Annotated in this window: 20 protein-coding genes; 15 read left to right on the plus strand and 5 right to left on the minus strand. The window is 55.8% G+C overall.

What is annotated here, in order from left to right:
• Window positions 1–24: 24 nt before the first annotated feature.
• The gene (gene cysS, locus I2123_RS18395) at window positions 25–1,416 is read right to left on the minus strand and encodes a cysteine--tRNA ligase (protein WP_112168640.1); all 1,392 of its coding nucleotides are present in this window, start codon (window positions 1,414–1,416) and stop codon (window positions 25–27) included.
• Between the two features lie 227 nt (window positions 1,417–1,643).
• On the opposite strand from cysS, the gene ppiB reads away from it, so the two are divergent.
• Both ppiB and lpxH read left to right on the plus strand, forming a co-directional pair.
• Window positions 1,644–2,138 carry a peptidylprolyl isomerase B gene (gene ppiB / locus I2123_RS18400; RefSeq protein WP_056771274.1) on the plus strand — a complete coding sequence of 165 codons (495 nt, stop codon included), beginning with the start codon at window positions 1,644–1,646 and terminating at the stop codon, window positions 2,136–2,138.
• 11 nt (window positions 2,139–2,149) lie between these two features.
• Window positions 2,150–2,872 (plus strand): UDP-2,3-diacylglucosamine diphosphatase, encoded by a 723-nt coding sequence (gene lpxH / locus I2123_RS18405; RefSeq protein ID WP_213051218.1) that lies wholly within the window; start codon window positions 2,150–2,152, stop codon window positions 2,870–2,872.
• On the opposite strand, the gene I2123_RS18410 is transcribed toward lpxH, so the two are convergent.
• Window positions 2,856–3,488, minus strand: a complete 633-nt coding sequence (locus tag I2123_RS18410) for a MiaE family protein (protein WP_112168642.1) — start codon at window positions 3,486–3,488, stop codon at window positions 2,856–2,858. The genes lpxH and I2123_RS18410 overlap by 17 nt on opposite strands.
• Before the next feature lie 198 nt (window positions 3,489–3,686).
• Here I2123_RS18410 and purE point away from each other — a divergent pair, with 198 nt between their 5' ends.
• Window positions 3,687–4,196 (plus strand): 5-(carboxyamino)imidazole ribonucleotide mutase, encoded by a 510-nt coding sequence (gene purE / locus I2123_RS18415; RefSeq protein WP_112168643.1) that lies wholly within the window; start codon window positions 3,687–3,689, stop codon window positions 4,194–4,196.
• On the plus strand, window positions 4,193–5,257 hold the full coding sequence (gene purK / locus I2123_RS18420; RefSeq protein ID WP_213051219.1) for a 5-(carboxyamino)imidazole ribonucleotide synthase: 1,065 nt from the start codon (window positions 4,193–4,195) through the stop codon (window positions 5,255–5,257). Before purE ends, purK begins: the two co-directional genes overlap by 4 nt.
• Before the next feature lie 42 nt (window positions 5,258–5,299).
• Here purK and ybbP read toward each other — a convergent pair whose 3' ends face one another.
• Window positions 5,300–7,732 (minus strand): putative ABC transporter permease subunit YbbP, encoded by a 2,433-nt coding sequence (gene ybbP, locus I2123_RS18425; protein ID WP_213051220.1) that lies wholly within the window; start codon window positions 7,730–7,732, stop codon window positions 5,300–5,302.
• The gene (ybbA, locus tag I2123_RS18430) at window positions 7,729–8,415 is read right to left on the minus strand and encodes a putative ABC transporter ATP-binding protein YbbA (RefSeq protein ID WP_112168646.1); all 687 of its coding nucleotides are present in this window, start codon (window positions 8,413–8,415) and stop codon (window positions 7,729–7,731) included. The genes ybbP and ybbA overlap by 4 nt, the downstream gene beginning before the upstream one ends.
• On the opposite strand from ybbA, the gene tesA reads away from it, so the two are divergent.
• The 5 genes from tesA to I2123_RS18455 all read left to right on the plus strand — a co-directional run bounded on the left by tesA (window position 8,386) and on the right by I2123_RS18455 (window position 12,604).
• Entirely contained in the window at window positions 8,386–9,015 is a 630-nt protein-coding gene (gene tesA, locus I2123_RS18435; protein ID WP_112168686.1) for a multifunctional acyl-CoA thioesterase I/protease I/lysophospholipase L1, read from the plus strand. The genes ybbA and tesA overlap by 30 nt on opposite strands.
• A 121-nt stretch (window positions 9,016–9,136) precedes the next feature.
• On the plus strand, window positions 9,137–9,913 hold the full coding sequence (locus I2123_RS18440; RefSeq protein WP_213051221.1) for an SDR family oxidoreductase: 777 nt from the start codon (window positions 9,137–9,139) through the stop codon (window positions 9,911–9,913).
• A gap of 208 nt (window positions 9,914–10,121) precedes the next feature.
• The gene (locus I2123_RS18445; RefSeq protein WP_213051222.1) at window positions 10,122–10,979 is read left to right on the plus strand and encodes a co-chaperone YbbN; all 858 of its coding nucleotides are present in this window, start codon (window positions 10,122–10,124) and stop codon (window positions 10,977–10,979) included.
• 243 nt (window positions 10,980–11,222) lie between these two features.
• Window positions 11,223–12,143, plus strand: a complete 921-nt coding sequence (locus tag I2123_RS18450; protein WP_112168649.1) for an SPFH domain-containing protein — start codon at window positions 11,223–11,225, stop codon at window positions 12,141–12,143.
• A complete protein-coding gene (locus I2123_RS18455; RefSeq protein WP_213051223.1) occupies window positions 12,143–12,604 on the plus strand; it encodes an NfeD family protein in 462 nt (153 codons plus the stop codon). The genes I2123_RS18450 and I2123_RS18455 overlap by 1 nt, the downstream gene beginning before the upstream one ends.
• On the opposite strand, the gene cueR is transcribed toward I2123_RS18455, so the two are convergent.
• Window positions 12,586–13,002, minus strand: coding sequence for a Cu(I)-responsive transcriptional regulator (gene cueR, locus I2123_RS18460; RefSeq protein ID WP_213051224.1), 417 nt, complete (start codon window positions 13,000–13,002; stop codon window positions 12,586–12,588). The genes I2123_RS18455 and cueR overlap by 19 nt on opposite strands.
• A gap of 90 nt (window positions 13,003–13,092) precedes the next feature.
• Between cueR and copA the strand changes: the two genes are divergently transcribed.
• From copA to I2123_RS18490, 6 genes are all read left to right on the plus strand, one after another.
• A complete protein-coding gene (copA, locus tag I2123_RS18465) occupies window positions 13,093–15,612 on the plus strand; it encodes a copper-exporting P-type ATPase CopA (protein ID WP_213051225.1) in 2,520 nt (839 codons plus the stop codon).
• Window positions 15,613–15,689: 77 nt separating this feature from the next.
• The gene (locus I2123_RS18470; protein ID WP_112168653.1) at window positions 15,690–16,499 is read left to right on the plus strand and encodes a TraB/GumN family protein; all 810 of its coding nucleotides are present in this window, start codon (window positions 15,690–15,692) and stop codon (window positions 16,497–16,499) included.
• Window positions 16,500–16,887: 388 nt separating this feature from the next.
• A complete protein-coding gene (gene ybaK, locus I2123_RS18475; RefSeq protein ID WP_112168654.1) occupies window positions 16,888–17,367 on the plus strand; it encodes a Cys-tRNA(Pro)/Cys-tRNA(Cys) deacylase YbaK in 480 nt (159 codons plus the stop codon).
• Window positions 17,368–17,408: 41 nt separating this feature from the next.
• Window positions 17,409–18,626 (plus strand): MFS transporter, encoded by a 1,218-nt coding sequence (locus I2123_RS18480; protein ID WP_112168655.1) that lies wholly within the window; start codon window positions 17,409–17,411, stop codon window positions 18,624–18,626.
• Between the two features lie 230 nt (window positions 18,627–18,856).
• The gene (gene ybaL / locus I2123_RS18485; protein ID WP_112168656.1) at window positions 18,857–20,548 is read left to right on the plus strand and encodes a YbaL family putative K(+) efflux transporter; all 1,692 of its coding nucleotides are present in this window, start codon (window positions 18,857–18,859) and stop codon (window positions 20,546–20,548) included.
• 146 nt (window positions 20,549–20,694) lie between these two features.
• Entirely contained in the window at window positions 20,695–21,930 is a 1,236-nt protein-coding gene (locus tag I2123_RS18490; protein ID WP_213051226.1) for a sensor domain-containing diguanylate cyclase, read from the plus strand.
• Window positions 21,931–21,976 lie beyond the last annotated feature (46 nt).

A 21,976-nucleotide genomic window follows, 5' to 3' on the forward strand; every position in this document is an offset into this window, starting at 1 on the left:
GTAGCTGAAAAAACAGGGGAAGGACTACTTTCTGCGCCAGGTTGTGCCTGCCGCGCCATCTTCCAGAACGATACCCATTTCATTCAGACGGTCACGCGCTTTATCCGCCATGCCCCAATCCTTGCTGGCGCGGGCATCGTTACGCTGTTTGATCAACGCTTCGATTTCAGCCACTTCGTCGTCGTTATCCGCCTGCGCACCGGATTTGAGGAACTGCTCAGGATCCTGCTCCAGCAAGCCGAGCACGCCAGCCAGCTGACGCAGTTCTGCCGCCATGCCATTGGCCGCCGCCATATCTTCGGTTTTCAGGCGGTTGATATCACGCGCCATATCGAACAACACCGAATAGGCTTCCGGGGTGTTGAAATCGTCGTCCATCGCCGCACGGAAGCGGGCGACAAACGCCTCACCACCGGCCGGTGTCGCAGTGGCGTCGGTGCCTCGCAGTGCGGTGTACAGACGCTCCATCGAGGTACGCGCCAGTTTCAGGTTCTCTTCGCTGTAGTTCAGCTGGCTGCGGTAGTGGCCGGACATCAGGAAGTAACGCACGCTTTCAGCATCGTAATATTTCAGCACGTCGCGCACGGTGAAGAAGTTATCCAACGATTTAGACATCTTCTCGCGGTCGATCATCACCATGCCGGAGTGCATCCACGTATTCACATACGGGCCGTCGTGTGCGCAGCTTGACTGAGCGATTTCGTTCTCATGGTGCGGGAACATCAGGTCAGAACCGCCGCCGTGGATATCAAAATGATCGCCCAGCTGTTTGCAGTTCATCGCCGAACATTCGATGTGCCAGCCCGGACGGCCCTCGCCCCACGGCGACGTCCAGCTCGGTTCACCCGGTTTGGACATTTTCCACAACACGAAGTCCATCGGATTTCGTTTCACATTCGCTTCGACTTCCACGCGCGCGCCGGCCTGCAGCTGATCCAGATCCTGACGGGACAGCAAACCGTAGTCCGGATCGCTTTCCACCCAGAACATTACGTCGCCGTTCGACGCCACGTAAGCGTGGTCACGATCGATAAGCTTTTGCACGATTTCGATGATTTCATCAATGTGCTGTGTGGCACGCGGTTCAGAATCCGGCGGCAGAATGTTAAGTGCAGCGAAATCATTGTGCATTTCGGCGATCATACGGTCAGTTAAGGCCGAGAAATGTTCGCCCTTCTCAGCCGCACGTTTGATGATCTTATCGTCGATATCGGTAATATTACGCACATATTTCAGGTCGTAGCCGAGGTAACGCAGGTAGCGCGATACCACGTCGAAAGACACAAAGGTGCGACCGTGGCCGATGTGACACAGGTCGTAAACAGTGATCCCACACACGTACATCCCGACTTTACCGGCATGAATTGGCTTGAATTCCTCTTTTTGGCGACTCAGGGTATTAAAAATCTTCAGCATCAGGCTATTCCGTGTGTTGGGCGTAGAAAATGATGGTTGTGCGCTTACGCGACACTCCGGCTCATAATATAACGAAAACGCCTTCACCGAAACGGCATAAGGCCGCCGGACGGGCTTTAGTCATCACAAACCGTCTGCTGACGGCAACTTTTGAGTTATGGTATAAGAAAAGGCTATAGTAGCGACTCTTACTAAGAGCACACATCAACATAAGCAGGATGATTAATATGGTCACTTTCCACACCAACCACGGCGACATCGTAGTAAAAACTTTTGCTGACAAAGCGCCCGTAACGGTTGAAAACTTCCTGAACTATTGCCGTAAAGGCTTCTATGACAACACGATTTTCCACCGTGTTATCGACGGTTTCATGATTCAGGGCGGCGGTTTTGAGCCAGGCATGAACCAGAAAAATACTGATGCTCAGATTAAAAACGAAGCAGACAACGGCCTTAAAAACACCAAAGGCACGCTGGCGATGGCACGTACCAACGATCCGCACTCTGCCACTGCACAGTTCTTCATCAACGTGACTGACAACGACTTCCTGAACCATAGCGGCAAAAACGCGCAAGGTTGGGGCTACTGCGTATTCGCAGAAGTGGTTGAAGGTCAGGACGTGGTTGATGCGATCAGAGCGGTCAAAACCGGTCGCAGCGGCATGCATCAGGACGTTCCAAAAGAAGATGTTGTGATCAAAAGCGTCACAGTCAGCGAATAATTAACGTCGGGATGACCACGTTTTTTATCGCAGATATTCATCTTTGCGCACAGGAACCGGCAATTACTGCCGGTTTTCTGCGTTTTCTGCGCGAAGATGCGCCGCAGGCCGACGCGCTGTACATTCTCGGGGATTTATTCGAAGCCTGGATTGGTGACGATGATCCTGAGCCGTTACACGCGCAAATCGCTGCGGCGTTAAATCAACTTCATCAGCAAGGCGTGCCCTGTTTCTTCATCCACGGCAACCGCGATTTTCTGCTCGGCAGACGTTTCGCGCGCGACAGCCTGATGACGCTGCTGCCGGAAAAGAAAGTCCTCGAACTTTATGGTCGCCGCGTGTTGATCCTGCACGGTGACACACTGTGTACCGATGATGTCTCCTATCAGAACTTCCGCAAGAAAGTGCATAATCCGCTGATCCAAAAGCTGTTTTTGATGTTGCCGCTGAAATGGCGTCTTGGCATTGCCGCCAAAATGCGCGCCAACAGCAAAGCCTCGAATCAGGGAAAATCGCTGGCGATTATGGATGTGAATCCTCAGGCAGTGGTCAGCGAAATGCAGCCAGCAGGCGTTGAATGGATGATTCACGGCCACACTCATCGTCCCGCTGTCCACGACGTGCCGCTCGGTGAGAAAACCGGCCACCGCGTCGTGTTAGGCGCATGGCACGAAGAGGGATCGATGGTCAAAGTGACTGCCGAAAACGTGGAGCTGATCAGCTTCCCGTTTTAAGACTGCACACGGGTGTTCCGCTGTGAAAGCGGAACTGCTCATCAGGCGACAAAATTAATTCCGCTTCAATCCTCCCGAAAAATTCCACCCGTTCGCTGATATCCGTACCGGCATACTGCTCCGCAAGCGCCAGATAATCGGCGAAGTGCCGTGATTCTGAGCGCAAAAGCGACGTATAAAAACGCGACAACGTTTCATCCAGATGTGGTGCGATTTTAGCGAAACGCTCGCAGGAACGCGCCTCGATGTAGGCGCCGATAATCAGCCGGTCCACCAGAATGTTCAAATCGTCGTGATGCCGGGTGTGTTTGATCATTCCGCTGGCGTAGCGCGACGGCGAAAGCTGGGTGTAGGTGACATTCCGCTTTTGCATGATTTCCACCACCTGTTCGAAATGGTGCAACTCTTCACGCGCCAGCCGCGCTGCGCAAAATAATAATTCGGTACGATCGAGATATTTGGTCATCAGGCTCATCGCCGTGGCCGCCGCCTTCTTTTCACAGTTGGCGTGGTCAATCAGCATCACCGCCTGATTTTCCAGCGCAACATCCACCCACAAAGCCGGTGTTTCACAGTGCAGAAAATCATAAATCGGTGCCAGTAAAGCCTGCGTCATAAATCAGTTTCCCGTCGGGTAAGCTAAAAATAGTGTGGCTGGGATTATACAAATCTGCCGACAACTTCTCAGCAAAAAAGCACGGTTCTGCGGCGACGCAACCGTTTTCCTTGCTTCATGAGCGTGATATCATTTGCGCCCTCTCCGCCAGAACCTGTCCTCTGGCGATGCTTGCATAATCACAGGAGCTATACAGACATGTCATCCAACGTTACCCCGGCAAAAATCGCCATCGTTATGGGGTCTAAAAGTGACTGGGCGACCATGCAGTTCGCCGCCGAAGTGCTCACAACGCTGAATATTCCTTTCCATGTCGATATCGTCTCCGCTCACCGCACCCCGGACAAATTGTTCACCTTTGCAGAACAAGCTTCGGCCAACGGGTTTGATGTAATCATCGCAGGCGCAGGCGGCGCGGCGCATCTGCCGGGCATGCTGGCCGCGAAAACGCTGGTGCCGGTGCTGGGCGTACCGGTGCAAAGTGCTGCGCTGAGCGGCATCGACAGCCTGTATTCCATCGTACAAATGCCTCGCGGTATTCCGGTGGGTACGCTGGCAATCGGCAAAGCGGGCGCCGCAAACGCCGCCCTGCTGGCCGCACAAATTCTGGCGCTGCACGATACGCAAATCAGCAAAAATCTGGCCGCATGGCGTCAGGCGCAAACCGATGAAGTTCTGAATAACCCCGACCCGCGGGAGGAAGCATGAAACCGGTCTGCGTCCTCGGAAACGGTCAGTTAGGCAGAATGCTGCGTCAGGCGGGCGAACCGCTGGGGATCGCCGTCTATCCGGTAGGTCTGGATGCCGAGCCGGAAGCCGTGCCTTATCAGCAAAGCGTGATCACCGCTGAAATCGAACGCTGGCCTGAAACCGCGCTGACCCGCGAACTCGCGACGCACACGGCGTTCGTCAACCGCGATATTTTCCCACGTCTGGCCGATCGTCTGACGCAAAAGCAGCTGCTGGACCAGCTCGGGCTCGCCACCGCCCCCTGGCAGTTACTGGCCGATGAAGCCGAATGGCCGCAGATTTTCTCACAGCTCGGTGAACTGGCGATTGTAAAACGTCGCGTCGGCGGTTATGACGGTCGCGGCCAATGGCGTCTGCGTGCAGGCGAAGAAACGACATTGCCGAAAGACTGCTACGGCGAATGCATCGTCGAGCAGGGCATCAATTTTTCCGGCGAAGTGTCGCTGGTCGGGGCGCGCGGTCACGACGGTAAAACGGTCTTTTATCCGCTCACCCATAATCTGCATCAGGACGGTATTCTGCGCACCAGCGTGGCGCTGCCGGAGCCCGACGCCGCCCTGCAACAGCTGGCGGAAAGTATGCTGTCGGCAATCCTTAATGAACTCAATTATGTCGGCGTGATGGCGATGGAGTGTTTTGTGGTCAGCGAAGGTTTGTTGATCAACGAACTGGCCCCACGCGTACACAACAGCGGGCACTGGACGCAAAACGGCGCATCTTACAGCCAGTTTGAAATGCACCTGCGGGCGATCCTCGGCCTGCCGCTGCCGAAACCTGTCGTCAGTACGCCGTCGGTGATGGTCAATCTGATTGGTACGGATGTCGCTACGCAGTGGCTCAGCCTGCCACTAGTGAACCTGCACTGGTACGAGAAAGAAGTACGCCCCGGACGTAAAGTCGGACACCTAAATCTCAACGACGCCAGTGCCAGCCTGCTGAAAGATAGTCTGACCGCACTGATCCCGATGCTGCCGCAAGAGTATGCCAGCGGTATCGAATGGGCGATTGAGAAGCTTTGACGTTCCAGCATCCTCCCCTGCGAAGGGGAGGGTGCTTAAAAACTACGAATCGTATTGCCTGAACAACGCCCTTCCCCGCAGCAACCGCACACCCAGCCAGCCGCCACAGACCGAGAGCAGCAGCGCGCTGACTACCGGCACGGCAATCCACATCAGGTAATTCGGCTCCCAGGGGAAATCGAACACTTTGCGCTGTAACAGCCATAATGCCGCTTCCGCCCCGATGGCTGCCGCGATACCGGCGACCAACCCAAGTACCGCGAACTCACACCACAGCGTGCGATGCAGCATCTTTTTGCTGGCGCCGAGCGTGCGATAAACGATCAGCTCCTGACGGCGCTGGCGCATCCCAACCTGAATTTGTGCCAGCAACAGCAGGCCGCCACACAACATCACCAGAATCACCATCACTTCCAGCGCCCTGCTCACCTGCTGCAAAACCTGTCCAACCTGACGCAAAATCGAGCCGATATCCATCATGCTGACCGTCGGGAACTGGCGGTTGAACTGCGTGATCGTGCTGTCATCGCCGTGATAGCGGAAGCTGGTTAGCCAGCTTTGCGGCTGGCCGTCGAGCGCGCCCGGCGGGAAGATGAAGTAGAAGTTCGGTTTCAGACTGTCCCAGTCGACTTTGCGCAGACTGGTAATTTTGGCGCTGAACTCCTGTGTATCACCGTTGAAGGTCACGGTATCGCCGAGCTTCACGCCCAGACGCCCCGCCAGCCCTTCGTCGATCGACACTTCACCGGCTTTCGGTGGCCCGTTGCCTGCGACCAGCGGATTGTGATCAGGCAGGCCCTGCATCCACGTCAGGTTTAACTCACGGTTGACCGCCTCACCGGCCGCATCATCAGGTTTGATGATGTCAGTGGCAATCTGGTCGTTAATTTTGGTCAGACGCACACGCACGATCGGATAGAAGGTTTCCGGCTCGGCTTTATGCTGATGCAGGAAATCCGTCACCTGCGGGATTTGCTCTTTGGTGATGTTGAGCAGGAAATAATTCGGACTGTCAGGCGGCAGCTGTTGCTCCCAGCGGTCCAGCAAGTCTCCGCGCATCACCAGCAGCAAGGCCAGCAACATAAACGACATCGAGAACGCCGCCAGCTGGCTCAGCGTCACCCACGGCTGGCGCAGCAGACGATTCACAGCCAGACGCAGCGGTAGCTGGCGGAACGTCAGGCGGCGCAGTAATAACAGCGCGCCCCAGCCGATAATCCCCAGTAACAATGACAGCACCAGCACGCCCGCCAGCAGTGACCAGAGCAGCGAACTTCCGCCCATCAGCGCCGCCAGCAGCCCGACGACCACCAGCACCATCACCGGCAGGAAATAGCGCAGCGGCCAGACGTTGGCGACCACGTCGTTACGCAACACGCGCAGCGGCTGAGTCGCCAGCAGCTGGCGGTATGGCCGGATGCCGATCAGAAACGAGATCACCACCATCGCGCCCATCGACCACACCCACGGCCAGACGCCAGCGGGCGGAAGCGCCGCAGGCAGAACCGGTGCCAGTACCTTCATCAGTCCTGCTTCAAACGCCAGCCCGACCAGACTGCCGCAAATACCTGCCAACACCATCACGGCTATCCACTGGCCGATAATCAGTCGGCGCAGCGCCTTCTTCCCCGCGCCGAGCGTTTTGAGCACCGCCACCAGATCGTAACGGCTGCGGCAATAATGCCCCATCGATACGGCTATCGCGGCAATCGACAACATTAGCGTCAGCAATGCCGATAGCGTGAGGAACTGCTGGGAACGTTGCAGAGATTTGCCCAGCGCGCCGTCAGAATCTTCCATGCCGGTCCAACGCTGGTCGGGTTTCAGCAATCCTTTAATGGCGTCGCCGTAGCTCTGAATTGCCTCAGGCGTTCCGGCAAACATATAGCGATAGGTCAGCCGGCTGCCCGGCTGGACTGCGCCGGTTTTTGGCACATCTTCCAGATTCATGATGACGCGTGGAGCCGTCTGGAACGGATTAAAGCCCGAGTCCGGCTCCTGCACAATCACTCCGGCAATTTTCAGTGTGGAATCGCCGACGTCCAGATTGTCGCCCACTTTCACGTTCAGCAATGCCAGCAGACGCGGCGCAACCAGCACGGTGCCCGGTTCCGGTTTCAGCCCCGCCGGTTCAGTCTGTAATGCGCCGTACAAGGGGTAGGCCAGATCGGTGGCTTTCACCGACGCCAGTTGCGGTGTGTTTTCAGCGAAGGTCATGGTCATGAAAGAGAGCTGGCGGCTGACTTTCAGCCCCTGTTTTTCCGCGTCCTGCAACCAGGCTTCGGTGATGGGATGGGCCGATCGCAACACGCGGTCACCGACGATAAACTCGCGGCTTTGCTGGCTCAGCCCTTTATCCATACGGTCACTGATACTGCCGAGCGCCAGCACGCAGGCCACCGCCAGCGTCAGTGCCAGCCAGACGATCAGCAACGAAGGCGAACGCCATTCACGCCAGAACCATCGCCAGATCATGCTTCCTCCCACAACTTACCGTCACGCAGACGCAGACGCCGCTGGCAGCGCGCGGCCAGTTGCTCGTCATGGGTGACCAGAATCAACGTGGTGGCCGCATCGCGGTTCAGCGAGAACAAGAGATCGACGATGCGCTCACCGGTGGCGCGATCCAGATTGCCGGTTGGTTCATCGGCGAACAGTAATTTCGGCTTGCCGATAAACGCCCGCGCCAGGGCGACACGCTGCTGCTCGCCGCCGGAAAGTTGTGCCGGAAGATGATGCAAACGCCCGCCCAGCCCGAGACTTTCCAGCAACTGCACCGCCTGCTGACGGCTGTTGCTGTCACTTTCACCGCGCAGCAACGCCGGAAGCTGTACGTTTTCCAGCGCGTTCAGCGTCGGCACCAGCATGAAGGACTGAAACACAAAGCCGACATTTTTCGCCCGTAGCGCGGCGCGGCCTTCTTCGTTAAGCGAACGGAGAGATTTGCCGAGCAGCACCACGTCGCCGCTGGTGCCGTCGTCCAGCCCGGCGAGAATTCCCAGTAACGTGGATTTACCGGAACCGGACTCGCCGATCAGCGCAATTGTCTGCGCCGGTTTGACAACCAGCTCCACACCGGACAGGATGGTTAGCTGTCCTTCACCCTGACCGACGTGCTTATTAAGATGATGAACTTCAAGAACGTTTTCCGCTGGCATCTCCCCTTCCTTATGTTGTTAGGATTATTGAGTTTTCGCGCCGTTGCTGCTGATAACTTGCTGATTATTGGCGACAGTCTAAGTGCTGTCTATCGCCTTCCGGTAGCCGAATCCTGGCCGTCACTGCTGAATAACAAATGGCAAAAAGAGGGGAATAAACCCACCATTATTAACGCCAGCATCAGCGGCGATACCGCCGAACAAGGGCTGGCGCGACTGTCTGCGCTGCTGCAACAACATCACCCGCGCTGGGTGCTGATTGAACTGGGCGCCAACGACGGGTTGCGGGGATTCCCGCCACAAACTATTTCCCAAACGCTGACGCAGATTATCAGCCAGATAAAGCAGGCCGATGCCCAACCGCTGCTGATGCAAATTCGCCTGCCGCCAAACTATGGCCGCCGCTACGGTGATGCGTTCTACGCCATCTATCCCGCGCTGGCGAAGCAGGAAAACGTGCCGCTGGTGCCGTTCTTTATGGAACAGGTCGCCGCGAAGCCGGAATGGATGCAGGACGACGGTTTACATCCTGCGCTGGCCGCTCAGCCGTTTATCGCCGACTGGATGGCTGAGAAACTCGCCCCGCTGCTGAGCAATTAGGTTTAAAATACGATAAATAAAATAATACCGGGACGTGAGTAAAACCAAGACGTTACCTTTTTCACCCGACTCCCTAGTAAATCACAGCTATAAAAAATAGGGACACCTCACAGGTAAAGTTATGCAAAAAGCAGTATTAATCACCGGTTGTTCGAGCGGTATCGGGCTGGTGGCGGCGCAGGATTTGCGCAGTCGTGGTTATCGGGTTCTGGCCGCATGCCGGAAAGCGCAGGATATTGACACACTGGAGCAGATGGGTTTTGAGACCGTACAGTTAGATCTCGATGATAAACACAGCGTTGCTCAGGCCGCTGCCGAAGTCATCGCGTTAACCGGCAACCGCCTGTATGGCCTGTTTAACAACGCCGGATATGGCGTTTACGGCCCGCTGAACAGTATCAGCCGGGCACAGTTTGAGAAGCAGTTTTCCACCAACCTGTTCGGCACCCATCAGCTGACGCAGCTTTTGCTTCCCGCCATGTTGCCCCACGGCGAGGGGCGTATCATCCAGACCAGCTCAGTGATGGGGCTGATTACCACGCCGCGCCGTGGCGTTTATGCCGCGAGTAAATTCGCGCTGGAAGCCTGGTCCGATACGCTGCGCATGGAGTTGCATGGCACGGGCATTCAGGTCAGCCTGATTGAACCCGGTCCACTGAGCAGTAACTTCACCGCCAATGTGAATCAGTCACAGGCCGACCAGCCGGTGGAAAATCCGGGGATCGCGCAACGTTTTACGCTCAAGCCGGAAGCAGTTTTGCCTAAACTGCACCATGCTTTAGAAAATCCGCGCGCACGCCTGCGTTATCCGGTCACGCTGGTCGCCCATGCACTGACCGTGCTGAAACGTCTTTTGCCAGGCCGCTTGCTGGATAAAATTTTACGTGGAAACAGTTAAGTAAAGTCTGATGGGGTTGAAGCCGCTAATGCCCGCCCCCATCTGTTTATTAATACTTTAAATTTACACACCCAAAAATAATTTGAGTTGCAATAAGGCAGCAAGCGCATGAATCCACGGGAGCTTTGATAACAAAGTACCCAGGGTGAATGAGCGCGGCCAACGCATTTGCAGCTCGAAGTATGAAGGGTAGCGAGAGAACGAATTCATGCTTGCACAACCTACTATTATCGATATCGACGAAACAAACCTGCAACAGGCGCTGGAGCAATCCATGTCTGTGCCGGTGATGTTCTACTTCTGGTCAGAACGCAGCCAGCACTGCCTGCAACTTGGGCCAATTCTCGACAGACTGGCCGCCGAATACGCCGGTCAGCTCATTCTGGCGAAGGTCGATTGCGATGTGCAGCAGATGATCGCCCAGCAGTTTGGTCTGCGTTCCATTCCTGCGGTTTACCTGTTTAAAGACGGGCAGCCGGTGGATGGTTTCCAGGGGCCGCAGCCGGAAGAAGTGATCCGCGAATTGCTGCAAAAAGTGCTGCCGAAAGAAGAAGAGCTGAAACTGGCTCAGGCGCAGGAACTGTTGCAGGAAGGCAACCTACAGGACGCGCTGCCGCTACTGAAAGACGCGTGGCAGCTGAGCAATCAGCGCAGCGATATCGGTCTGCTGCTGGCTGAAACACACATTCATCTGAACCGCATCGACGACGCCGAAACCGTGCTGGCGACCATTCCGTTGCAGGATAAAGATTCACGCTATCAGGGACTCATCGCTCAGATCGAACTGCTGAAACAAGCGGCGGATACTCCAGAGATTCAACAACTTCAGATGGAACTGTCAGGCGATCCGGATAACGCCGAGCTGGTGGTTAAACTCAGCCTGCAACTGCATCAGGTCGGGCGTAACGAAGAAGCGCTGGATTTGCTGATGGCGCCCCTGAAGAAAGATTTAGGCGCGGCCAACGGTGCTGCGCGTAAAACGCTGATGGATATTATGGCCGCTCTTGGCACCGGCGATGCGCTGGCCGCCAAATATCGCCGCCAGTTATATTCCCTGCTGTACTGATTCCTCAGAAAATAGCGAATTAATACTTCCTGCGCGCACCGGTTCTCCCCTGCCGGTGTGCGTTTTCCGTCCCCTTTCCTCCGCCTTTTTCTCCTCTGAACTATCCTTTATTAATACGATGACTCGCGTAAGTGTGCGACAATTGACCTCGCGTATTACCCGTGGGTAAACGCACAGGGACTTGTTTTATCGGAATATTCCAGCCGGAATATTCAGGACACAGTTTTACAGGAGTTTCATACTATGTTTGACCTCATTCACATCCCAATCATCATTCTGATCGTACTGGCATTGCTGGTGGTTTACGCCGGGATCAAGATAGTGCCGCAAGGCTACCAGTGGACCGTCGAGCGCTTCGGCCGTTATACCAAAACCCTGATGCCGGGGCTGAACCTGGTTGTGCCTTTTGTTGACCGTATCGGTCGAAAAATCAATATGATGGAACAGGTGCTGGATATTCCTTCTCAGGAAATCATTTCCCGCGATAACGCCAATGTTGCCATCGATGCTGTCTGCTTTATTCAGGTCATCGACCCGGCACGCGCCGCATATGAAGTCAGCAATCTGGAGCAGGCCATCGTCAACCTGACCATGACCAACTTCCGTACCGTTCTGGGTTCGATGGAACTCGATGAGATGCTGTCACAACGCGACAATATCAACGCACGTTTGCTGCATATCGTCGATGAAGCCACTAATCCGTGGGGTGTAAAAATCACCCGTATCGAAATCCGTGACGTGCGTCCGCCGGCTGAACTGATCTCAGCAATGAACGCGCAGATGAAAGCTGAACGTACCAAGCGTGCTGATATTCTTGAAGCGGAAGGCGTGCGTCAGTCGGCTATTCTGCGCGCCGAAGGTGAAAAGCAGTCGCAGATCCTCAAAGCAGAAGGTGAGCGTCAGTCGGCATTCTTACAAGCTGAAGCGCGTGAACGTGCAGCAGAAGCCGAAGCGCAGGCGACCAAAATGGTGTCTGAAGCCATCGCAGCAGGCAGTGTTCATGCCATCAACTACTTCGTGGCACAGAAATACACCGATGCACTGACCAAAATTGGCTCCGCCAATAACAGCAAAGTGATCATGATGCCGCTGGATGCCAGCAGCCTGATGGGCTCGATTGGTGGTATCGCTGAATTGCTGAAAGAAACCAAAGGCGGCAAATAATGCTGCAAAACCTGATGGCAACGCCGCATCTGTTCTGGCTGTCGCTCGGCGGCCTGTTACTGGCAGCTGAGCTCGTCGGGGCCAGCGGTTATTTGTTGTGGAGCGGTGTCGCTGCGGCGCTGGTGGGGTTAGTTACCTGGATCCTGCCGCTGCCGTGGGAATGGCAGGGTGCGGCGTTTGCCGGACTCACCATTATCGCCGCGTGGCTGTGGTGGAAGTGGCTGAATCAGCGCGTGGATAAAAACAGCGCCAACGCGTCGCTCAATCAGCGCGGCCAGCAGCTGGTGGGCACTTACGCCACCGTGATTGAGCCGCTGGTGAATCACTTTACGCGGGTAAAAATCGGCGACAGCAGCTGGCGCGCTATCTGCACCTCGCCGTTAAACGTCGGTGACGAAGTCATTATCACCGGTGTGGAAGGCGCGACGCTGCGGGTGGAACCTCACTCCCGCGAATCCTGAGGGTGGTGACAACAGCCGCTGAGATTGTCGATGATCGGGCAGTTTGCGCCGTCATCTCCCGGACAGGACTCCGCCAGCGTCAGCAGACGCTGGCGCATCACTTTTAGCTCTTCAATGTGCCGCGCTATCTCCGCGGCCTTTTCCAGCGTGCGTGCTTTCACATCTGCACTGTGGCGCTCGGGATTATGGAACAGCGCCACCAGCTCCTGACACTCATCAAGCGTAAACCCGACCTGTCGCGCCTGACGCAGCAGCGTCAGCTCTTCAATGTGTTTTTGCGCGTAACTGCGATAGCCGTTTTCACTGCGCATCGGCGCAGTCACCAGCCCTTTCTCTTCATAAAAACGAATCGCCTTGCTGGTCAGCCCGGTTCTTTTCGCCACATCACTGATATTCATTTTGACTCCTTGACCTTCCCCTTGCTGGAAGGTTTATCCTCTATAACTAATGAAAGTTCACTATCGGGTCAAGACAAAAAGGAAATCATCATGACAACAACCGTTTTATCCCTGCAAGGTTTGTCCTGCGGACATTGTGTCGCTTCGACGCGTAAGGCACTGGAAGCCGTTGAAGGCACCACAGCGGTGGAAGTGTCTCTCGACAAAGCTATCGTCAAAGGCGATGCCAGCAGCCAGAGTCTGATTGAGGCTGTGGTGAACGCGGGCTATGAGGCGCAACTGCTGGAGGATCCATCCCCAAAATCTGAGCCGCTGACCGATAAGGCGACTGTTTTGCCGGAACCCCTGTCAGCGGCTGTGTCACCCGTTCCGGCAAAAGTTTCTGCCACCGATGACAGCGTGCAACTGCTGCTCAGCGGGATGAGCTGCGCCAGCTGCGTCAGTAAAGTACAGCGGGCGCTGGAGGGCGTGACCGGCGTCGAACGTGCGCGGGTTAATCTGGCCGAACGTAGCGCACTGGTCAGCGGCGACGCCGATCAGGCTGCGCTGATCGCTGCCGTTGAACGTGCCGGTTACGGCGCTGAAATTATTATTGATGAAACCAAACGTCGCGAGCGTCAGCAGCAAACCGCGCGCAGCAGCATGATCCGCTTCAGCTGGCAGGCCGCCGTTGGTCTGGCTGCGGGTATTCCGCTGATGCTCTGGGGTCTGCTCGGTGGCGAAATGATGGTCACTGCACAGAACCAGACCGGCTGGCTGATTGTCGGCGTTCTGACGCTGGCTGTCATGGTGGTCGCGGGCAGTCATTTCTATCGCAGCGCGTGGAAAAGCCTGATGCACGGGACCGCCAACATGGACACGCTGGTGTCACTCGGTACCGGTGCGGCATGGGTATTTTCCTTCGCCGTCAGCCTGTGGCCGGACGCCTTCCCCATGCAGGCGCGGCATCTTTATTATGAAGCCAGCGTGATGATCATCGGCCTGATCAATCTTGGCCACGCGCTGGAACAACGCGGTCGCCAGCGGTCATCACAGGCCCTTGAACGCCTGCTGGATCTCACCCCGCCGACCGCGCGCGTGGTTACAGATCAGGGCGAAAAATCCATCCCGCTGGCAAATGTTGAGCAAGGTATGACGCTGCGTCTGACCACCGGCGATCGTGTGCCGGTTGATGGCGAAATCCAGAGCGGCGAAGCCTGGATGGATGAGGCGATGCTGACCGGTGAACCTCTCCCGCTGCAAAAATCGCAGGGCGACAAAGTGCATGCCGGAACGCTGGTGAAAGACGGCAGTGTGCTGTTTCGCGCGGACGCCATCGGCAGCCAGACGACGCTTTCCCGCATCATCAAACTTGTGCGTGAAGCGCAAAGCAGCAAGCCGGAGATCGGTAAACTCGCGGACAGAATCTCTGCCGTGTTTGTACCTGCCGTGGTGCTATTCGCGCTGTTCAGCGGTGCCCTCTGGTACTTCTTCGGCCCACAGCCACAGCTGATGTACACGCTGGTTATTGTCACTACGGTGCTTATCATCGCCTGCCCTTGTGCGCTTGGGCTGGCCACGCCGATGTCAATTACCGCCGGTGTCGGGCGTGCGGCGGAGTTCGGCGTGCTGGTGCGTGATGCCGATGCGCTGCAAAAGGCCAGTACGCTCTCGACGCTGGTCTTTGACAAAACCGGGACGCTGACCGAAGGCCAGCCGAAAGTGACGGATATCCATACCTTTGGCGGCATCAGCGAATCCGAGGCGCTACGCTTTGCTGCCGCGCTGGAACAGGGCTCTCATCATCCGCTGGCGCAGGCCATTGTCGAAAAAGCGCAAGGCCAAACCCTTCCCGAAGTGCAAAACTTCCGCACGCTTGGCGGCCTGGGTTTACGGGGTGACGTCGACGGCACAACGCTGCTGCTGGGGAATCAGGCGCTCATACAGGAAAATGGCGTGGATGCTCAGGCGGCTGATGGTTTGCTCAATGAGATGACGGAGCAAGGCGCGACACCGGTTCTGCTGGCAGTCGACGGGCAAATTGCGGCGCTGTTTGGCCTGCGCGATCCGCTGCGTGAAGACAGCATTGGGGCGTTACAGCGCCTGCATCAGCTCGGCTACCGGCTGGTGATGCTGACCGGTGACAATCCGCGCACCGCGCAGGCGATTGCGACGCAGGCAGGAATTGATACGGTGATTGCCGGTGTTCGGCCCGACGGAAAGGCTGATGCCATCAAAGCGTTACAGGCCAAAGGTCAGCAGGTGGCGATGATTGGCGACGGCATTAACGATGCACCCGCGCTGGCGCAGGCGGACGTTGGTATTGCAATGGGCGGTGGCAGCGATGTGGCAATTGAAACCGCTGCCATCACCCTGATGCGCCCGAGTCTGCACGGCGTCGCCGACGCACTGGCGATGTCGCAGGCCACGCTGCGCAACATGAAACAGAACCTGCTTGGGGCATTTATCTACAACGTGATTGGCATCCCTATCGCCGCCGGTGTGCTGTATCCGCTGACCGGCACCCTGCTCAGCCCGGTGATTGCCGGTGCGGCGATGGCGCTGTCTTCCATCACAGTGGTGGCAAACGCCAACCGCCTTTTACGATTCACGCCTAAAAAACAGGCCTAAAAAACAAGACGTTTCCTCTGTTCGCCCAACGTCTGACGCGATAGCATGGTCTCTCATTTTTCGGGAGACCATGCTATATGGCGCAGTTTTTTAAACAGACATTCCGCTGGCTACGCAGGCTGCTTCCCGTCGAGTATTCTTATCCCGCCATTGATATTCAGCTTCCCGGCCACCGCTCCCTGCATCTGGTCGGCAGCATTCATATGGGCACGCAGGATATGCAGCCGCTCCCCGAGCAGCTGTTGCGCCGTATGCAAAAAGCCGATGCGCTGATTGTCGAAGCAGATATCAGTGGATCCGAATCCCCTTTCGAAATGTCCGGTGAGTTCCCGCCGCTGGCCGAACGGTTACCCGAAGCCCAGTATCTGCACGTTGAAAAGTTATGCGAAGAGCTGGGTGTGTCGATGTGGACGCTCAACCCGCTGCCGTCCTGGCAGGTCGCGCTGATGTTACAGGCGACGCAGGCACAGCGCCTCGGGTTACGTGGCAACTACGGCATTGATTATCAGCTGTTGCAGAATGCCAAACAGCAGAACATGCCGGTCATCGAACTGGAAGGGCCGCAGGAACAGTTTGCGCTCTTGCAGCAACTTCCCGACAACGGTCTGGGACTGTTGGAAGACACTCTGACGCACTGGCACACCAATGCCCGCTTGCTGCAAACCATGATCAGCTGGTGGCTGGATACCAAGCCGGTGACGGCATTAGATCAGTTACCGAATACCTTCAGCAGTGAGCTGTACGACGTGCTGATGAATCAGCGTAATCTGCGCTGGAAACAACAACTGTCGGATCTCCCGCCGGGAAATTATGTCGTCGCCGTTGGCGCGCTGCATTTGTACGGTGAAGGGAATTTGCCGGATTTGCTGGCGGATAAGAAGGTCTGACTAACAGATTATCCAAAATCAATCGGGCTGGATCAAGGCGGCAACGAAGAGAACTCCGGGAGCTTATAGCAGTCAGTGACCGGGGTGAACGCAGGCAGCCAACGCAGAGGCAGCCCGAAGGATGAAGGGGATGCGATCAAAAAAATGGCCGGGTTTTAAGGCCGGCCAGTCAAAGAGGAATTTCATTTTATTTTTATAGCTACAGTGCCAGCCCTTGCGGACGCGGCACCGGCGGGCACAGGGTAACAACCCGCGCTGGGTCTTGGCAATAACCATTCATTGAACTACTATTTCTCCCTCGCTTAATAATCATACTTTATTGTTTAATTTCATCGAATTGAACTGCCGACGATTTTTCGAACAAAAAAGTAATCAGAGATGAAAGATCATGACCCCAGCGGTACTTCTTCTGGAAAAAAATAAAATCAGCTTCACTCTTCATCCGTATGAACACAGCAGCGACGAAACGAATTTTGGCGACGAAGCCGTGAAAAAGCTTGGGCTGGATGCGCGACAGGTCTACAAAACGTTGCTGGTTTCCCTCAACGGCGACGCCAGGAATCTGGCCGTTGCGGTGACGCCGGTAGCCTCGATGCTGGATCTGAAGAAAGTCGCAAAAGCCCTCGGCGCGAAAAAAGCCGACATGGCAGATCCGGCGATCGCCCAGCGCGTGACCGGCTATCTGGTTGGCGGTATCAGCCCTCTCGGGCAAAAAAAATTGCTGCCGACGGTGATCGACAGTCCGGCGCAGACGTTTTCCACCATTTATGTTTCAGGTGGTAAACGCGGGCTTGATATTGAACTGGCGGCAGGCGATCTTTGCCGCTTACTAAAAGGCCAGTTCGCTGAGATCGCTAAAGTCGACTGACAGCCCTGCCCCGATAATTTTAAGATGAAGGTTCACCTGCCATGACCGATAACACGGCAACGCCGGGAAGCCCGCAGAAAGACGCAGTCAAAAAGACTGCGTTTTCTATTCTGGCGGCGATCAGCGTTTCTCATCTGCTTAATGACATGATCCAGTCGCTGATCCTGGCGATTTATCCGTTGCTGCAAAATGAATTTGCGCTCAGCTTCACCCAGATAGGGATGATCACCCTGACGTACCAGATCACCGCGTCGCTCCTGCAACCTTTGATCGGTTATTACACCGACAAGCACCCGCAACCCTATTCGCTGCCAATCGGTATGGGCTTTACCCTCTCCGGCCTGCTGCTGCTGGCGGCGGCACAGAGTTTCCCGGTCGTGCTGCTGGCGGCGGCGCTGGTAGGTACCGGTTCTTCGGTGTTTCACCCGGAATCGTCCCGCGTGGCGCGTATGGCCTCCGGCGGTCGTCACGGGCTGGCGCAATCGCTGTTTCAGGTGGGCGGTAACTTCGGCAGCTCACTCGGCCCATTGCTCGCTGCGCTGATCATCGCGCCTTACGGCAAAGGCAACGTTGCGTGGTTTTCACTGGCGGCGTTGCTCGGTATTGTCGTGCTGTTGCAAATCAGCAAATGGTATCGCCAGCAAAATCAGATCGCCAAAAAACGCGGCCCGGTGAAAAATACGGTAACCGTACTCCCGCGCCGGACGGTGGCGATGTCGCTGGGTATTTTACTGGTGCTGGTGTTCTCTAAGTATTTCTATCTGACCAGTATCAGCAGCTATTACACCTTTTATCTGATCCACAAATTTGGCGTCTCGGTGCAAAGTGCACAGATCCACCTGTTTGTTTTCCTGTTTGCGGTCGCGGCGGGGACAATTATCGGCGGGCCGGTGGGTGATAAGATTGGGCGCAAATACGTCATTTGGGCGTCAATTCTCGGTGTCGCGCCATTTACGTTACTTTTGCCACACGCGAATCTTATGTGGACCAGCGTGCTGAGCGTGATTATCGGCGTAATTCTGGCCTCGGCCTTTTCAGCCATTCTGGTGTTTGCCCAGGAGCTGATGCCGGGGAAAGTCGGTATGGTATCCGGCCTGTTCTTCGGTCTGGCTTTTGGCATGGGCGGGCTGGGCGCTGCTGTGCTTGGCTATGTGGCGGATATCACCAGCATTGAGCTGGTGTATCAGATTTGTGCCTTCCTCCCGTTGCTCGGGATATTTACTGCCTTCCTGCCTAATTTAGAACGCAAAGACGCCTAATCTCCCGCCTTCTGCTGCCGATACTCAGAATATCGGCAGCATCCAATCCCCTCTCTACTTGAGTTCTGCCCGATAAAACCCATTTAAATCATCTGTTCAGATTTTTTTTGTTCTCTGCGGGGGATTTACTGCAAAAAAGGCCAAAATTCCTCAACGTGGAAATGATTTTTACCATAAACTTAGAAACAATCTGCAACATATCGCCCTGAGCATAACCAGAAGGAGTCTGAATGCATCATTCTACGCCCTTGATTACCACGATTGTCGGTGGCCTGGTACTGGCCTTTATTTTTGGCATGATTGCCAATCGTTTACGTATTTCCCCTCTGGTTGGCTATATCGCTGCAGGCGTTCTGGCCGGGCCATTTACACCAGGCTTTGTTGCTGATACCTCTCTTGCTCCCGAACTGGCTGAAATCGGCGTGATATTGCTGATGTTCGGTGTCGGTCTGCATTTCTCTTTGAAAGATTTACTGGCCGTAAAGGCGATAGCCATTCCCGGCGCTGTAGCGCAAATCGCGGTAGCGACGCTGCTTGGGATGGGGTTATCAAGCCTTATGGGCTGGGATCTGGCCACCGGGCTGGTGTTCGGTCTGTGTCTGTCTACCGCCAGTACCGTGGTGCTGCTGCGTGCTCTGGAAGAGCGGCAATTAATTGAAAGCCAGCGCGGGCAAATCGCCATCGGCTGGCTGATTGTTGAAGATCTGGTGATGGTACTGACGCTGGTCTTGTTACCGGCCTTCAGCGGCATGCTGGAAAGCCATCACGCCAGCCCGACCGAGTTGCTGATTGAGCTGGCTGTCACCATCGGTAAAGTCGTGGCCTTCATGACGCTGATGATGGTGGTCGGACGTCGCGTGGTGCCGTGGATCCTGGCGAAAACCGCCAGCACCGGTTCACGCGAACTGTTCACGCTGTCGGTTCTGGCGCTGGCGCTCGGTATCGCTTACGGCGCGGTCGAGTTCTTTGACGTCTCTTTCGCTCTGGGCGCGTTCTTCGCCGGGATGGTGCTGAACGAATCCGAACTGAGCCAGCGGGCGGCGCATGATACCTTGCCGCTGCGCGATGCGTTTGCCGTGCTGTTCTTCGTGTCGGTCGGCATGCTGTTCGACCCGATGATACTGGTGCGCGAGCCTCTGACAGTGATCGCTACACTGGCGATTATCGTGTTCGGCAAATCCATCGCCGCCTTCTTACTGGTAAAAATGTTCGGGCACTCGAAGCGAACCGCGCTGACGATTTCAGTCAGTCTGGCGCAGATCGGCGAATTCGCATTTATTCTGGCAGGACTGGGGATTTCTTTGGGGCTGCTGTCCGAGCCGGGACGTAATCTGGTGCTGGCGGGGGCTATTTTGTCGATTATGTTTAACCCGCTGCTGTTTACGCTGCTGGAAAAATATTTGGCGAAAACCGAGACTATCGAAGATCAAAGCGTCGAAGAAGCTGTGGAAGACGAAAAACAGATCCCCTTTGATTTGTGTAATCACGCATTGCTGATCGGTTATGGCCGCGTCGGCAGCCTGCTGGGCGAGAAGCTTCAGGCCGCCGGTATCCCGCTGGTCGTGATCGAAAATTCCCGTCCACGGGTCGAAGCGCTGCGCGAGCAGGGGATCAGCACGGTACTGGGCAACGCCGCCAATCAGGAAATCATGGATCTGGCGCGTCTTGACTGCGCCCGCTGGCTGCTGGTGACTATTCCTAACGGTTACGAAGCCGGTGAAATCGTCGCCTCCGCGCGCACCAAACGACCGAATATCGAGATCATTGCCCGTGCGCATTACGATGACGAAGTGACGTACATCATGGAGCGCGGCGCGGATCGCGTGGTGATGGGCGAACGTGAAATCGCCAACAGTATGCTGGATATGTTGCAGATCGACATTATGACCGAAGACGAAAAAAGGCCGTTTTGCCCGGTCTGATTTCAGTAATAAAGGCGGGCGCAGTTTGTTTCTGCGCCCGTTTCAAATTCTGACATTTGCTCTCACCCTGCCCCCAGATAAAAAACACCTAATCAGATCAATTCGCTGTATTCTGTTGCTATGCCAAATTGAGATCGGTAGGCGCAATGTTGTTACCCCATCTGGAAACGTTAAACATTTTAAGTACGCCGGTCTGGGTCGTTTCGGCGCACAGTCAGCACATTCTTTTCGCCAATACGGCGGCCAGAAAGCTGGCAGGTAACAGCCTGCTCGGGCCGCTGCGCAACGGCCAGTTCTCGGTTCATTCTCAGTTGTCCCTCGAGTCCTATCTGCCGAATCTGGCAAAAGACGATCAGATCGTCGAAATCTGGACGATCCACAAGGAAGGCCGCGCATTCCCACTGAGCTGCCGCCTGTCTTCATTCCAGATGGATACGAACGAAACCGTCATCGTATTCGAAGGCGCACACACGTCCGCCGCCAATGTGCCGATGCCCATTCCAGGTGACACGCCCTATCGCCGCGATGAAAGTGGTTTCTACGAACGGCTTTTTCAGACCAATACTGCGCCGATGTTGTTAATCGATCCGGCCAATAACGGTCAGATTGTTGATGCGAATCAGGCGGCCACGCGCTTTTATGGATATACGCGCGACGAGATGTGTACCAAACATACCTGGGAAATCAATGCAATGGGGCTGGACGTGCTGCCGGTGATGCATGAAATCTCCCGGCTGCCCGGTGGACACAAGCCGCTGACGTTCGTGCATAAACTGGCTGACGGCAATCTGCGTCACGTCCAGACCTACGCCGGTCCGGTGGAGCTGAATGGCGTACGGCTGATGCTGTGCATCATTCACGATATTACCGAGCAGAAGCGTCTGGAGCAGGAGCTGGAACACGCGGCACTGCGCGATCCGCTGACCGGATTGGGCAACCGCCGTCAGTTCATGCAACTGGTGGAAAATGCGCGGACGCAGAATCCGCAGCGGACACACAATTTCAGCCTGATGCTGGTGGATGCCGATCACTTTAAGGCGATAAACGATGAGCACGGCCACAACACCGGCGATGATGCGCTGATCATGCTGGCGCGCACGCTGGAAACCGGCATCCGCGAGAGCGATACGGTGTTCCGCTGGGGTGGCGAGGAGTTTTTAATTTTATTGCCGCTGACGCCGCTGGAGGGCGCGATGCACGTTGCTGAGGATTTGCGCGAAGCCGTACAGCAATTATCCCGGCCTGGGCTGCCTGCGCTGACGGTAAGCGTAGGTGTGGCGCAGTACGAAGCGGGCGAGGATTTTACCAGCCTGTTCAAACGTGTGGACGACGCACTGTATCGCGCGAAAACGTCTGGCCGTAATCAGGTTCAGGCAGGATAAGCGGGATTGAGGCGGAGGGAGCTCTTCGATTGAGACTCCCCCGCCC

Source organism: Rahnella inusitata, assembly GCF_018288855.1.
Lineage (GTDB): Bacteria > Pseudomonadota > Gammaproteobacteria > Enterobacterales > Enterobacteriaceae > Rahnella > Rahnella inusitata.